The organism is Streptomyces cavernicola (assembly GCF_029968035.1).
Taxonomy (GTDB): Bacteria; Actinomycetota; Actinomycetes; order Streptomycetales; family Streptomycetaceae; genus Streptomyces; species Streptomyces cavernicola.
Map to the genome: position 1 here is coordinate 56,469 of NZ_JASCIQ010000036.1, position 13,790 is coordinate 70,258.

The window sequence follows — 13,790 nt, forward strand, 5'->3', positions numbered from 1 at the left end:
CCGCATAGCGCCACGAAAGGGACTCTCCTAGGCTCTTAGAGAGAGCGGGACACTCCCTCGTGTGGAGGGCGCCCGCGCCGGAAAGGGGAGCCAGCATGACTGTCGACCCGAGCGACCCCGAGACCTTCGATCCAGAAGAGCCCGAGGCTGACCTCGACGAGGAGACCCCGGAAGCGGACGCCGCCGAGCAGCACACCGACCTGCGCCAGGAACGCGCCGAACCGCTCCCCCACTACGACCCCTCCACCGCGAACCCGGCGGACGCCGCGGAACAGGCCCGCGTCGTCGACCTGGACGAGGACGACTACCGCTGACCTGCGCCGACCTCGGCCACCACCGGGCGCGCGGCGCCGGCGTCGCGCGGGTGGTCCGCGCCCTGCACGGCCGCCCGGGATATCACCCTTTCTCGCCCCAAGACCGGCCTTGTTCCCTGTCCGCTCCGTGAAATTCTCGGTCCGCACCGCGCACACGACGGTTACCGAAAAGTACGATGGCGGCGCGGCAGCACACCGCACACGGAACGGCCCTTGGATGCGTCAAGGCCGTGCTCAATGACATGGGAGGCGGCGTGACAGCCATCGAGCAGACAGATGCGGCGCGCCCGCGGGGCACGCGCCTGCCGCGCCGGGCCCGTCGCAACCAACTCCTCGGCGCCGCCCAGGAGGTCTTCGTCGCGCAGGGCTACCACTCGGCGGCCATGGACGACATCGCGGAGCGGGCCGGCGTCAGCAAGCCGGTGCTCTACCAGCACTTCCCGGGCAAGCTCGACCTCTACCTCGCACTGCTCGACCAGCACTGCGACGCCCTGCTGCAGTCCATCCGCACGGCCCTCGCGTCCACGACGGACAACAAGCTCCGGGTCGCCGCGACGATGGACGCGTACTTCAGCTACGTGCAGGACGAGGGCGGCGCGTTCCGCCTGGTCTTCGAGTCCGACCTGACGAACGAGCCCGCGGTCCGCGAGCGCGTCGAGAAGGTCACCCTGGAGTGCGCGGAGGCGTTCGGCGAGGTGATCGCCGAGGACACCGGGCTGCCCAAGGACGAGGCGATGCTCCTCGGCGTCGGCCTCGGCGGCCTCTCGCAGGTGGTCGCGCGCTACTGGCTCTCCAGCGACAGCAAGGTCGACCGCGACAAGGCGGTGTCCCTGCTCACCTCGCTCGCCTGGCGCGGCATCGCGGGCTTCCCGCTGCACGGCACCGAGGGCCCGCAGGCCTGACCCGAGGCGTGTTCGCTGCGAGCGTGCAGCGGCACGGCTCGCCGGTCCCCTCACCGGGCTAATGTGTGCGGAGTACGGCGCGGACGGCCGCGCACATCACTGACCGTCGGAGGGACAAAGCCGTGGAGGTCAAGATCGGCGTGCAGTACGCGCCCCGCGAGATCGTTCTGGAGAGCGCCCAGACGCCCGAGGAAGTCGAGAAGGCGGTGGCCGAGGCGCTGAGCGGCAAGACCGAGCTCCTCACTCTCGTGGACGACCACGGCCGCAAGGTCCTGGTTCCGGCGGACCGGCTCGCATACGTCGAGCTCGGCGAGCCGACCGCGCGCAAGGTGGGCTTCAGCGCTCTCTGAGCACGCGAGCAAGCACAAGAAGCAGGTGAAGGGCGCGGCCCGGTGGAACACCCACCGGCCCGCGCCCTTCGCTGTGTCTCCGAATCCCTCCCGATCCCTCCCGCCGGATGGGGAGGATTGCATTCCGGCCACCTCGGGTAAGACGGGCTACGACCGAAGGCACCCGGCCGGCGTGGGAGGACACATGATCTTGGAGACGCTCGGCTCCGTACTGCTCGGTCTGGCCCTGGCTTGGGCCGCCGACCACCGGCTTGCCCACCGGCTCCCGGCACGGAACCTCGTCTTCGCCACCGGCGTCGCGAGCGCGCTGCTCGGCGCGTTCATCACGCACTCGGCGCTCGGTTCCGGCCACGAACTCGCGACGCTCTTCGGCGCGACGGTCCTCGGCACGGCCCTGCTGTCCCTGCTGCTCCGCCCGCAGAGCCGGAAAATCAGCCCCTCCGGCGTTTGAGATGGGGGTCCCCCCTGCTCGAGCGAAGCCGAGAGCTTGGGGGAGGGGGTCCGGGGGCAGAGCCCCCGCAGCCGACGGCTGCCACGCGGCGGCAGCCGCATATCGGACACAGCCGGGAAGGGGCGGGGAGGGGATCAAAACCAGCCCGTCCGGCGTTTGAGGACGAGCCCGCAGGGCGATCGACGGTGACCGAGTCGACAGCGCCGATCGCCCCGTACGAGCACTTACGCCGCCAGCCCCAACGCAGCCATCCGCTTCGTGTGCGCCTCGGTGATCCGGGAGAACATCCGCCCCACCTCGGCGAGGTCGAACCCGTCGGCGACGCCGCCCACCAGCATCGTCGACAGCGCGTCCCGGTCCGCGACCACCCGCTGCGACTGCGAGAGCGCCTCGCCCATCAGCCGTCGCGCCCACAGCGCAAGGCGTCCGCCCACGCGCCGGTCGGCCTCGATGGCCGCGCGCACCTTCTCCACGGCGAAGCTGGCGTGCCCGGTGTCGTCGAGGACGGCGAGGACCAGCTTGCGGGTGTCGGAGTCGAGGCGGGCCGCGACCTCGCGGTAGAAGTCGCTCGCGATGGAGTCCCCGACGTACGCCTTGACCAGGCCCTCGAGCCAGTCCGACGGCGCGGTCTGGCGGTGGAAGCCGTCGAGCGCCGCGACGAACGGCTCCATGGCCTCGGTCGGCTCGGCGCCGATCTCCGCGAGCCGGCCCCTGAGCTGCTCGAAGTGGTGGAACTCGGCCGACGCCATCTTCGCCAGCTCCGCCTTGTCGGCGAGCGTCGGCGCGAGCTTCGCGTCCTCCGCGAGCCGCTCGAACGCCGCGAGCTCGCCGTACGCGAGAGCGCCGAGCAGGTCGACGACGGCGGCGCGGTAGGTCGGCTCGGCGCTGGCCGTGGCCCAGTCCTGGGCGGCGATTCCGGTGGCTTCCGCCGCCGTCTCGGCGGCGGCGTCCTTGGCGTTGTCAGGCGTCTCCATGCAGCGCACAATAGCCCGCCGGAACGAACACGGAAGCCCCTGGTCAGTACGCGCGGGGGCCTCTGTGTGAGCAATTCGGCCGACACGCCTGCGCGTATCCGGGGTACAGTGGTAATGCGCCCGCCGAGTATGCATGTCAAATCGGCGGGACATCCGTATGAGGATGCCCGGTCGGTGGCCCGATCGGCTCCGACCCGACAGCCCTCCGGGCCGTATGCATTCAGTTGCGTACGCAGGAGGGGCCCTCAGCGGCGTGACGCTCGAGCGACGGCAGTGGTCCCGTATGCCACCCGGCCTCGCGATTCAGCGGCCGGATGCAAACCCCGGCTCGGTCACGACCCCCAGCGTTCGCCTCGCGCCGCGTCTCACAGAAGAGGCAGCACCCTGACTACGTTCCGAGAGCTCGGGATCCTTCCCGAGACCGCCGAAGCCCTTGAGGCCGTCGGCATCACGTCCCCCTTTCCCATCCAGGAGCAGACGCTTCCCGTAGCGCTCTCCGGCTCCGACGTCATCGGCCAGGCCAAGACCGGCACCGGCAAGACGCTCGGCTTCGGCCTCCCGCTCCTCGAGCGCGTCACCGTCCCCGCCGACGTCGAGGCCGGCCGCGCCGAGCCCGAGAAGCTCACCGACACCCCGCAGGCCCTGGTCGTCGTCCCCACCCGTGAGCTCTGCCAGCAGGTCACCAACGACCTGCAGACCGCCGGCAAGGTGCGCAACGTCCGCGTCCTCGCCATATACGGCGGCCGTGCCTACGAACCCCAGGTCGAGGCCCTGAAGAAGGGCGTCGACGTCGTCGTCGGCACCCCGGGCCGACTGCTCGACCTCGCGGGCCAGAAGAAGCTCGACCTGAAGCACGTGCGCGCCCTCGTCCTCGACGAGGCCGACGAGATGCTCGACCTGGGCTTCCTGCCCGACGTCGAGAAGATCATCAACATGCTTCCGGCGAAGCGCCAGACCATGCTGTTCTCCGCGACGATGCCGGGCGCCGTCATCGGCCTGGCCCGTCGCTACATGTCGCAGCCCACCCACATCCGGGCCACGTCCCCGGACGACGAGGGCGCGACCGTCGCGAACATCACGCAGCGCGTCTACCGCGCGCACTCCATGGACAAGCCGGAGATGGTCTCCCGCATCCTGCAGGCCGACGGCCGCGGGCTCGCGATGATCTTCTGCCGTACGAAGCGCACGGCCGCCGACATCGCCGAGCAGCTGGAGCGCCGCGGCTTCGCGTCCGGCGCGGTCCACGGCGACCTCGGCCAGGGCGCCCGCGAGCAGGCGCTGCGCGCCTTCCGCAACGGCAAGGTGGACGTCCTGGTCTGCACCGATGTCGCCGCGCGCGGCATCGACGTCGAGGGCGTCACGCACGTCATCAACTACCAGTCCCCCGAGGATGAAAAGACGTATCTGCACCGCATCGGCCGCACCGGCCGCGCGGGCGCCTCGGGTACGGCGATCACCCTGGTCGACTGGGACGACATCCCGCGCTGGCAGCTGATCAACAAGGCCCTCGACCTGGGCTTCAACGACCCGGTCGAGACGTACTCCACGTCCCCGCACCTCTACGAGGAGCTGGGCATCCCCGCGGGCACCAAGGGTGTCCTGCCGCGGGCCGAGCGCACCCGTGCGGGCCTCGGCGCCGAGGAGATCGAGGACCTGGGCGAGACCGGCGGCCGTGGTGGCCGCGGCGGTCGCAGCGGCCGCCGCGAGGCGGAGGAGGAGCGCCCCAAGCGCACCCGTACGCCGCGTCAGCGCCGCCGCACCCGCAACGGCGCCCCGGTCGACGGCGAGGCCGCGGCCCCCGCGACGGAGGCCGCCGAGCCCGCCGAGTCCACGGACGCCGTGGCGGAGGACAAGCCGCGCACCCCGCGCCGCCGTCGCCGCACCCGCGCCGGTGCGTCCGGCGAGGCCGTGGCCGCGCCGACCGAGCAGGCCGAGGCCGCGGTGGCGACCGCCGAGGGCGCCGCACCCGCCGAGGCCGAGGCCGCGGAGGCGAAGCCGCGCCGCCGCCGTACCCGCAAGGCCGCCGAGGCCGAGGTCGCGGTGGACACCGCCGAGGGCACGGAAACCGCGGAAACCGCCGAGGCCAAGCCGCGCCGCCGCCGTACGCGCAAGGTGGCCGAGGCCGCCGTCGTCGCGGAGGCCGTGCCGGAGCAGGCCGAGCCGGAGGCGAAGCCGCGCCGCCGTACGCGCAAGGCCGTCGAAGCCGAGGCCGCGGTCGACACCGCCGAAGCCGCGGAAGCCAAGCCGCGCCGCCGCACCCGCAAGGCCGCGGAGGCGCCCGTCGCCGCCGCTGCGCCGGAGGCCGCCGAGGCCGAGGCCAAGCCGCGTCGTCGCCGTACGCGCACCGCGAAGCCCGCCGCCGAGTCCGCCGAGGACTGATCGCACGGCACAGCGCAGCGCGATGCAACACCGCGTCGGCCCGGCTCCTCTCGGGGGAGCCGGGCCGGCGCGTTTTCCGTGGGCACCGGACCGGTCGCCCGGCCGGGACTGCGGTTAGCCTCGTCGCATGAGCAGGCCTCCCACGTTCACGCCCCCGCCCGGCACCAGGGCGTACCAGCTGGCCACCGCGCGCGGCGAGTTCGCCGTGCACGACCTCGCGCCGCGGGACGCCGCGCTGAAGGGCACGGTCATGCTGCTGCCCGGATTCACCGGCAGCAAGGAGGACTTCGTCGCGCTGCTCGCCCCGATCGCCGCCGCGGGCTATCGCGCGGTGGCGGTCGACGGTCGCGGGCAGTACGAGTCGGAGGGGCCCGCCGACGACCGATCGCCTTACGCCCAGGGCGAGTTGGCGCGTGACGTACTGGCGCAGGCGGCGGCGCTCGGTGGCCGCGTACAGCTGCTCGGGCACTCGCTCGGCGGGCAGATCGCGCGGGCGGCCGTGCTTCTGGACCCGGCGCCGTTCGCGTCCCTGACGTTGATGTCCTCGGGGCCCGCGCAGATCTCGCCGTCGCAGCAGGAGCGGGTGAAGCTGCTGCAGGACGGGCTCGCCGTGCTCGACATGGCGCAGGTGTGGGAGGCGATGCAGTCGCTCGAACCGCCGGAGGAGGCCGACACCGGCGACGGCAACGGCGCCCTGCGCGCCCGCTGGCTGCGCCACAGCCCGGCCCAACTCGCCGCTACGGGCCAGCAGTTGAGGATCGAGCCGGACCGCGTGGACGAGCTGGCGGCGCTGCGCCTGCCCGTGCACGTGCTGTCCGGGGCGTACGACGACACCTGGCCGGTCCCGCTCCTGGACGCGATGGCCGAGCGCCTCTCGGCCCGCCGGACGGTCGTCGACGGCGCGGACCACTCCCCCAACACGGACCGCCCGGAGCAGACCGCACAAGCCCTGATCGCCTTCTGGGACGAGCTGGCCTGAACCCGTCGAGTTGACGCATTCCTGGGCTACCCATTGCCCGGACGGTCACGCAGCGAGTACAAACGGTCACCACGCAGGAAACCCTGCGCCACCTGCAATATTTAGCTCGTCGAAAATTTTCTTTAGCGTAGGGAATGTTTGCAGGGGGCAAGTCGTTGGACCCTGTGGATGCACGGTGAGGAAGCCGTGCAACCGCCACGTAATGGCCGGGCAACCGCCCGGCCTCAAAGCGGGACAAGACTGGCGACAGTGATCGTCTCGCGCAAGTAGTTCTCCTGCAGGAGGATGACCAGACGAAGGGAGAAGCCCTATGCGCTTCGAAATCATGCGTCTTGACGACGTCGACGGCACCGCCGTGGACAGCACCGTCGTGGACGCCGCCTCCGTCAACCGGATCGTGCAGCAGGCCGCCTCGATCGGCCAGCGCATCCTGATCCGTCCGGCCGACAACGCGGCTTCGTAACGCCGCACCCGCTGCGGCGCCCTGCTGCCGCAAGACTTCGAAGGCCCCCGTGCGAGATCCGCACGGGGGCCTTCGCGTGCCCTCGGTTTTCGATGTCACAGTGAGACACAGAAAACCAAGGGGCCTCAGGAGCCCTGGATCACCTGCGTGACGCCGTTGATGATCTGCTGCACGGCGATCGCGGAGAGCATCATGCCCGCGAGCCGCGTCACGAGGACGACGCCGCCGTCCTTGATCACGCGGATGATCACCAGCGAGTACCGCATGACCAGCCACAGCACCACGTGCATCGCGACGATCGCGCTCCACACCGACAGCTGATCACCGAACCCGTCCGCGTCCTGCACGGCGAGGATCACCGCGACGATCGCGCCGGGCCCGGCGAGCAGCGGCATGCCGAGCGGTACGAGGGCGACGTTGACGTCCTTGGTCTGCTGCGGCTCGTCGGTCTTGCCGGTGAGCAGGGAGAGCGCGACGAGCAGGAGCAGCAGTCCGCCCGCGATCATCAGCGCGGGCACGGACACATGGAGATAGTCGAGGATCTGGTGGCCGACCACCCCGAAGAGGGCGATCACGCCGAAGGCCACGCACACCGCCTGGAACGCCATCCGGCGCTGCATCTTGGCGGGGCGGCCCGCGGTGAGCCCGAGGAAGATCGGGGTGATCCCGGGCGGGTCCATGATCACAAATAGGGTGAGAAAAAGGGATCCGAAGACGGCGACGTCGAACACAGTGAGCCTTGCACTTGCAGCGAAAAGGAACCGACGGGCGCGGCACGGCGACCGAGCGCCGCCCACGCCGGGAGAGTCCGGGGCGCGAAGCCACGGACAGACAGAACAGACGGGGTACGGGAGTTAGGCGCGCGCTCCCCCGGCGCCCGGCACCGGGAACGCCCCGGTCGCACGGCGAGTGATCTCGCCGTAGATCTCGGGGTCGGTGGTGAACTCGCCGAGCAGACAGGTCTTGCGGCTGCCGTGGTAGTCGCTGGAGCCGGTGGCGAGCAGGCCGAGGTCGGCGGCGAGGCCGTGCAGCCGGGTGCGGGTGGCCTGGTCGTGGTCCATGTGGTCGGCCTCGATGCCGTCGAGACCGGCGGCGGCGAGGGCCGCGATCGCCGCTTCGGGCACGCACTGGCCGCGCTTGACCGCCAGCGGATGCGCGAAGACGGTGACGCCGCCCGCGGCCTTGACGAGCCGGATCGCCTCGAAGGGGTCCAGCTCGTGCTTCTCCACGTACGCCCGGCCGTCGTTGGCCAGCCACTCGGGCGTGAAGGCGTCGGAGACCGTCGGCACGACGCCGAGCTCGACGAGCGCCTCCGCGATGTGCGGCCGGCCGACCGAGCCGTCCCCGGCGATCCGCGCGACCTGCTCCCAGGTGATGTCGACGCCCAGCTCCTGCAGCTTGCCGACCATGCCGCGGGCGCGCGGCACCCGGTCGTCCCGGACCAGCTCCCGCTCGCGAAGGAGTTCAGGCTCCTCGGGGTCGAAGAGGTACGCGAGCATGTGCAGCGGGGTGCCGTCGAGGCGGCAGGAGAGCTCGGCGCCGGTGACCAGCGTCAGGGCGGTGGGCAGCTCGCGCAGCGCGGCGGCCGCTTCGGCGTGGCCGCGGGTGGTGTCGTGGTCGGTGAGCGCGACCACGTCGAGCCCGGCGGCGGCCGCGTTGCGCACCAACTCGGCCGGGGTGTCCGTGCCGTCGGACGCGGTGGAGTGGGTGTGCAGATCGATGCGCACGACGCGTACTCCAGGCTCTGACGGGACAAAAGGGGGACGCTCAAGGATAACGGGACCCGCCCCCGCCCCTGACCGCCCCCGAGAGCTCCCGAACTGCCGAGGTCCCGAGCGGCGCGGCCTCGTACCGCCTAGCTGTCGAGCAGGCGCGGCGAGAGGGCGCCGCAGGGCAGGAGCTCCATCGAGGCGCCCGCCTCCCGCACGTCGGTCAGGACCAGCTCGTCGTACATGAGCAGGCCCGACTGCTCGGGCCAGACGACGGCCCACAGCCACAGGCCGAAGGCCTCGCCGACGAAGACGGCGCGGTCGTCGGGGGTGCCCGAGACGTGCCAGAGCGGGGTGGGCCGGCCGGCCGCGAGGACCTTGGCCTGCGGGGGCTTCTCGACGCTCAGGTACGGGCCGGGGTCGGGGCCGTCGATGCCCGCGTACCGCGCGCCGAGGCCGACGCCCAGCTCCTCGGCGACGAGCACCAGCTCGCCGACACCGCCGAGCGGACCCGGTCCCGAGCAGGCGACGGCGGTGGCCCGCCCGCCGCTGCGGTCGTCGCCCGCGCACGCGACCCCGGTGAACAACCAGCCGATCGGCAGCGGCCACGGCATCCACACCGGCACCTGAGTGCGGTGCACGACGACGCCGAGCGCCTCGACGCTCGGCGGGACCACGGGCTGCAGCGGGTGCACGGCGCCGTGCACGTCGCACTGCCACGTGTCGGCGAAGAGACCGGGAGCCCTGACCCGGCCACCGCACTTCGGGCAACTGGGTTCGCCCCTCATAGCGTTCAACGGTCCTCCGCGGCCGTCGCCGCGTCAAGGAGCGATCACCCGTCGGAGTGCGGACGACCTGGGAAATTTAGATGTAACTTGCATTTATTAGCCTGTCTAACTTATTGTGTGTAGACATCAAGCAACCGGCACCCGGCGAGAGCAGTGAGGGAGAGGGCATGCGAAGCAGCAACAGCGGCCCGACAGGGGACGATCCGTTGAACGAGGTCTCGGGCGCGGACTCGGACTCAGGCTCGGCGAGCATCCTGCGCCAGCCCGGTGCCGTCTGGGCCACGGCCGGCGCCTCCGTCGTCGCCTTCATGGGCATCGGCCTGGTCGACCCGATCCTGCCGTCGATCGCCAAGGGGCTTCAGGCCACGCCGAGTCAGGTCTCGCTCCTGTTCACCTCGTACTTCCTGATCACCGCGGTCGCGATGCTGGTGACGGGCTTCGTGTCGAGCCGGATCGGCGGCAAGAAGACGCTGCTCGCCGGGCTCGCGCTCGTCGTGGTCTTCGCCGCCCTGTCGGGCACCTCCGGCTCGGTCGGCGAGCTCGTCGGCTTCCGGGCCGGCTGGGGCCTGGGCAACGCGCTGTTCGTGTCGACCTCGCTCGCCGTGATCGTCGGCGCGGCGGCGGGCGGCTCCTCCGCGGCGATCCTCCTTTACGAGTCGGCGCTCGGCCTCGGCATGGCCTGCGGCCCGCTGGTGGGCGCGCTGCTCGGCGACGCCAGCTGGCGCTACCCGTTCTTCGGCACCGCCGCCCTGATGGCCATCGGGTTCATCGCGATCACCGCGTTCCTGAAGGAGCAGCCGAGGCCCGCGCGCAAGACCTCACTGCTCGACCCGATCAAGGCACTCGGTCACGGCGGCCTCGCCTCGGCGGCGGCCTCGGCGTTCTTCTACAACTACGCCTTCTTCACGGTCCTGGCGTTCACGCCGTTCGTCCTGAACATGTCGCCGTACCGGTCGGGCGCCGTCTTCTTCGCCTGGGGCGTGCTGCTCGCGGTGTTCTCGGTGCTCGTCGCGCCGCGGCTGCAGAAGCGGTTCGGCTCGCTCAAGGTGCTCGGCGGCTCGCTGCTGCTGCTCGCGGTCGACCTGCTCGTGCTCGGATACGGCAACCACACGGCGGCCGTGGTCGGCACGGTCGTCTCGGGCGCCTTCATCGGCCTCAACAACACCGTCTACACGGAGCTCGCACTGGGCGTCTCGGACGCGCCGCGGCCGGTGGCCAGCGCCGGCTACAACTTCGTGCGCTGGTTCGCCGCCGCCGCCGCGCCGTTCCTCGCGCCGAAGATCGAGGAGTGGACGAACATCCACATCCCGTTCGTGGTCGCGGCCGTGGCGGCCGTCGTCGGCGCGGGGATCGTCTGGGCGCGGCGCACCTCGCTGCGGCACGAGGCCGAGGAGCTCGAACCCAGGCACCGTACGGAGGACGGGGTGGCGGTCTTCGCCAACTAGCCCTTCCCGTACGGGAGTTCAGTCATCCAGGGAGACGGACCTGCGCAGCGGATCGCGCAGGTCCGTTCCGTGCGCCAGCCACTTCTCCTGCAGGGCCGCCCCGCCGTGCACCCGCTTCCACGCCGCCTCGTTGGGCGTCATCGGGAGCAGCGGCAGGAAGCGGACCGGCTCCATCGGCTCGTCCAGGTCCAGGTCCTCGACCAGGCCGCCCGGCTCGGCGACCAGGACCGAGGTGAACTGCGCGCCGGGCCACAGCGGTTCGCCCACGTCGAGCGAGGCGCCCGGGGTCACGATCAGCCCCTCGACCTGCGGCGAGGCGGCGAGCACGGCGAGGGGCCTGAGGGCCTTGTCGGTGTCGGCGACGCCCGCGCGTACCGACAGGACCAGCTCGGCGCGCGGGCCGCGGGTCTGGTCCGCGACCACAGCCGTCGGGTCGGCCATCGGAGCCGCCGCCATGCCGAGTGTGGCGTATCGCACGATGTCGCCGTCGACGAAGCGCAGCACCTCGATGCGGTCCGTGCCGAGGAACGTCACGGCCGCGCGGGCGTCCGGTTCGCCGAGGGCGCTGCGCAGGCGGGCTTCGACGAGAGCGAGAACATCAGCCATGCCGCGAGCATAGAACTCGTAGAGAACCGGCAAAGCCGCGGCTTGACACTTCGGTCGGCTGATAGTCTTGGCCGCTGGCCAGGGCAGCACGTGGACCGACCGCTCAAGCGGCGTTCCCAGGCCCGGCGTTGGGACATCCCCCACGGGGGACCGGCCGGAGGAGGTGGGGCTGAAATGGATCGAAGTCGACCGTGCAGTACCACCCGCTCTTCCGCCAGGTAGCAGCGCCCAGCGACCGAGGCTTTCCGTACCCGTGCATACGCCGGGTAAACCGCGAAGTTCACGGCAACCTCATCTCGCGCTCGGCGGACGCTCCCCGGAAGGGCATTTCGTCCCCGCTTGATCTGAGCTTGATCTGTGTCAGAGCGAAGGCCGCCACCGCGTCGGACCGGTGCCGCCCGCTTTGCGGACGTGACCTTTGAGCCGTACGTCCCCATTCCGGGCAGTTCCATCCCGCGCGCCGGCCGCGCCGCGAAGGAGCCTGCCATGTCGATGATCCGTGACCTCCGTGCCGCCGTCCGCCCCCAGCTGCGCAAGGACGCCGCGCCCGGCAGCCCGTACGAGACGACTCGCGATGCCGCAGCGGCGAGCGCCGTCGTGGACTGCGCCGTGTACCGCGACGGGCGGCGCGTGCCGCACGAGGGGCCGCTCGGCCCCGGTGACGCGATGGGGCAGGTGCGCCGGGACGGCGGCTTCGCGTGGATCGGCCTGCACGAGCCGACCGAGGCCGAATTCTCCGGTATCGCCGCCCAGTTCGGGCTGCACCCGCTGGCCGTCGAGGACGCCGTGCACGCCCACCAGCGCCCCAAGCTGGAGCGGTACGACGACACCCTGTTCACCGTCTTCAAGACCATCCACTACGTCGAGCACGCCGAGCTCACCGCGACCAGCGAGGTCGTCGAGACCGGCGAGGTGATGTGCTTCACCGGGCGGGACTTCTTCATCACCGTGCGGCACGGCGGCCAGGGCTCGCTGCGCAACCTCCGGCACCGCCTCCAGGACGACCCGGAGCTGCTCGCCAAAGGGCCCTCGGCCGTGCTGCACGCCATCGCGGACCATGTCGTCGACGGGTACATCGCGGTCGCGGACGCCGTGCAGGACGACATCGACGAGGTCGAGATCGACGTCTTCTCACAGTCCGGCAAGGGCAGCCCGCGCGGTGCGGACGCCGGCCGGATCTACCAACTCAAGCGCGAGGTACTGGAGTTCAAGCGCGCCGCCGCCCCGCTCCTGCGCCCCATGCAGCTGCTCAGCGAGCGGCCGATGCGGCTTGTCGACCCGGACATCCAGAAGTACTTCCGGGACGTCGCCGACCACCTCGCGCGCGTGCAGGAACAGGTCGTCGGCTTCGACGAGCTGCTCAACTCGATCCTGCAGGCCAACCTCGCGCAGGCGACCGTCGCGCAGAACGAGGACATGCGCAAGATCACCTCGTGGGCGGCCATCGTCGCCGTGCCCACGATGATCTGCGGGGTGTACGGCATGAACTTCGAGCACATGCCGGAGCTGAAGTGGGAGTACGGCTACCCGACGGTGATGGCCGCCATCGGCGTCGTCTGCTTCGCGATCCACCGCACCCTCAAGCGCAACGGCTGGCTGTAGCTAAGCTGCACGCATGTCTGCCGATTCGTCTGCCGATTCGCTTCTCGACCAGGCCCTCGCCGAGGAGGCCACGAAGAAGTCCGGCCTGATCTGGGTACGCGGCTCCGAGCCCGCCCGCGCCCTGTGGCACGTATGGCACGAGGGCGCGGCGCACGTCGTCGGCGACGGCCCCGGCGAGCAGCCGCTGCCCGGCATCGTCGACGGGGCGCAGGCCGAGGTGACGGTGCGCAGCAAGGACAAGGGCGGCCGGCTCGTCGTCTGGACCGCGCGGGCCGTCGAGTTGACGCCGCGCTCACCCGAGTGGGAGGCGGCGGTCGCCGAGCTCAAGGGCAAGCGGCTGAACGCGCCGGACGCGGAGGCGATGACGGAGCGGTGGGCGCGGGAGTGCAGGGTGCTGCGGCTGCAGCCCCAGGGCGTGGACACGGGGATGCCGGACGGGTCCCTGGCCTCGGCGCCGTTGCCTACGCCGGCGACTACCCGGGAGCCGATTCCGGGGGCGTTGCCACGGATACTGTTCCGGCGGCGGAAGTAGGGGGTCGGGGTTCCGTCGGGGTCCCCGCACCGTCGACTGGGGCGCCGTCGATCGCCCTGCGGGCTCGTCCTCAAGCGCCGGACGGGCTGGTTTTGATCCCCTCCCCGCCCCTTCCCGGCTGTGCCCGATATGCGGCTGCCGCCGCGTGGCTGCCGTCGGCACGGGGGCCAGCCCCCGGACCCCCGCTCCTCAAACGCCGTAGGGGCTGGATTTAGCCCCGCCAGGGGCTGGTGCTGTTAGGGGCGCGGGGAACTGCGCGACCAGCCACGACGGCGCGGCAGCCGAAAAGACGGCCG

General features: G+C 71.5%; 15 protein-coding genes. 10 read left to right on the forward strand and 5 right to left on the reverse strand.

Going from position 1 to position 13,790, the window contains the following annotated elements:
• Nucleotides 1–95: 95 nt before the first annotated feature.
• From QIS96_RS28570 to QIS96_RS28585, 4 genes are all read left to right on the forward strand, one after another.
• A complete protein-coding gene (locus tag QIS96_RS28570) occupies nucleotides 96–314 on the forward strand; it encodes a hypothetical protein (protein ID WP_282545665.1) in 219 nt (72 codons plus the stop codon).
• A 254-nt stretch (nucleotides 315–568) separates the two neighbouring features.
• A complete protein-coding gene (locus QIS96_RS28575; protein WP_282545666.1) occupies nucleotides 569–1,216 on the forward strand; it encodes a TetR/AcrR family transcriptional regulator in 648 nt (215 codons plus the stop codon).
• A gap of 122 nt (nucleotides 1,217–1,338) precedes the next feature.
• The gene (locus QIS96_RS28580) at nucleotides 1,339–1,566 is read left to right on the forward strand and encodes a DUF3107 domain-containing protein (RefSeq protein ID WP_282545667.1); all 228 of its coding nucleotides are present in this window, start codon (nucleotides 1,339–1,341) and stop codon (nucleotides 1,564–1,566) included.
• 184 nt (nucleotides 1,567–1,750) lie between these two features.
• Nucleotides 1,751–2,017, forward strand: coding sequence for a hypothetical protein (locus QIS96_RS28585; RefSeq protein WP_282545668.1), 267 nt, complete (start codon nucleotides 1,751–1,753; stop codon nucleotides 2,015–2,017).
• A 224-nt stretch (nucleotides 2,018–2,241) separates the two neighbouring features.
• On the opposite strand, the gene QIS96_RS28590 is transcribed toward QIS96_RS28585, so the two are convergent.
• Nucleotides 2,242–2,991 (reverse strand): ferritin-like fold-containing protein, encoded by a 750-nt coding sequence (locus tag QIS96_RS28590; RefSeq protein WP_282545669.1) that lies wholly within the window; start codon nucleotides 2,989–2,991, stop codon nucleotides 2,242–2,244.
• A 273-nt stretch (nucleotides 2,992–3,264) separates the two neighbouring features.
• Between QIS96_RS28590 and QIS96_RS28595 the strand changes: the two genes are divergently transcribed.
• From QIS96_RS28595 to QIS96_RS28605, 3 genes are all read left to right on the forward strand, one after another.
• Nucleotides 3,265–5,370, forward strand: a complete 2,106-nt coding sequence (locus QIS96_RS28595) for a DEAD/DEAH box helicase (RefSeq protein ID WP_408907273.1) — start codon at nucleotides 3,265–3,267, stop codon at nucleotides 5,368–5,370.
• Nucleotides 5,371–5,497: 127 nt separating this feature from the next.
• Nucleotides 5,498–6,349, forward strand: a complete 852-nt coding sequence (locus QIS96_RS28600) for an alpha/beta fold hydrolase (protein ID WP_282545670.1) — start codon at nucleotides 5,498–5,500, stop codon at nucleotides 6,347–6,349.
• 310 nt (nucleotides 6,350–6,659) lie between these two features.
• Entirely contained in the window at nucleotides 6,660–6,812 is a 153-nt protein-coding gene (locus tag QIS96_RS28605; RefSeq protein ID WP_282545671.1) for a hypothetical protein, read from the forward strand.
• A 125-nt stretch (nucleotides 6,813–6,937) separates the two neighbouring features.
• On the opposite strand, the gene QIS96_RS28610 is transcribed toward QIS96_RS28605, so the two are convergent.
• The 3 genes from QIS96_RS28610 to QIS96_RS28620 all read right to left on the reverse strand — a co-directional run bounded on the left by QIS96_RS28610 (nucleotide 6,938) and on the right by QIS96_RS28620 (nucleotide 9,309).
• Nucleotides 6,938–7,543: a MarC family protein gene (locus QIS96_RS28610; RefSeq protein ID WP_282545672.1), complete on the reverse strand. Its 606-nt coding sequence runs from the start codon at nucleotides 7,541–7,543 to the stop codon at nucleotides 6,938–6,940.
• A 123-nt stretch (nucleotides 7,544–7,666) separates the two neighbouring features.
• The gene (locus QIS96_RS28615) at nucleotides 7,667–8,539 is read right to left on the reverse strand and encodes a PHP domain-containing protein (protein WP_282545673.1); all 873 of its coding nucleotides are present in this window, start codon (nucleotides 8,537–8,539) and stop codon (nucleotides 7,667–7,669) included.
• Nucleotides 8,540–8,667: 128 nt separating this feature from the next.
• A complete protein-coding gene (locus tag QIS96_RS28620) occupies nucleotides 8,668–9,309 on the reverse strand; it encodes a DUF6758 family protein (protein ID WP_282545674.1) in 642 nt (213 codons plus the stop codon).
• A 167-nt stretch (nucleotides 9,310–9,476) separates the two neighbouring features.
• Here QIS96_RS28620 and QIS96_RS28625 point away from each other — a divergent pair, with 167 nt between their 5' ends.
• Nucleotides 9,477–10,754 carry an MFS transporter gene (locus QIS96_RS28625; protein ID WP_282545675.1) on the forward strand — a complete coding sequence of 426 codons (1,278 nt, stop codon included), beginning with the start codon at nucleotides 9,477–9,479 and terminating at the stop codon, nucleotides 10,752–10,754.
• Between the two features lie 18 nt (nucleotides 10,755–10,772).
• Here QIS96_RS28625 and QIS96_RS28630 read toward each other — a convergent pair whose 3' ends face one another.
• Nucleotides 10,773–11,360, reverse strand: a complete 588-nt coding sequence (locus QIS96_RS28630; protein WP_282545676.1) for a suppressor of fused domain protein — start codon at nucleotides 11,358–11,360, stop codon at nucleotides 10,773–10,775.
• A gap of 486 nt (nucleotides 11,361–11,846) precedes the next feature.
• Here QIS96_RS28630 and QIS96_RS28635 point away from each other — a divergent pair, with 486 nt between their 5' ends.
• Nucleotides 11,847–12,962, forward strand: coding sequence for a magnesium and cobalt transport protein CorA (locus QIS96_RS28635; protein WP_282545677.1), 1,116 nt, complete (start codon nucleotides 11,847–11,849; stop codon nucleotides 12,960–12,962).
• A gap of 13 nt (nucleotides 12,963–12,975) precedes the next feature.
• Complete coding sequence (locus QIS96_RS28640; protein ID WP_282545678.1) at nucleotides 12,976–13,494, forward strand: hypothetical protein; 519 nt, start codon at nucleotides 12,976–12,978, stop codon at nucleotides 13,492–13,494.
• Nucleotides 13,495–13,790: the final 296 nt, after the last annotated feature.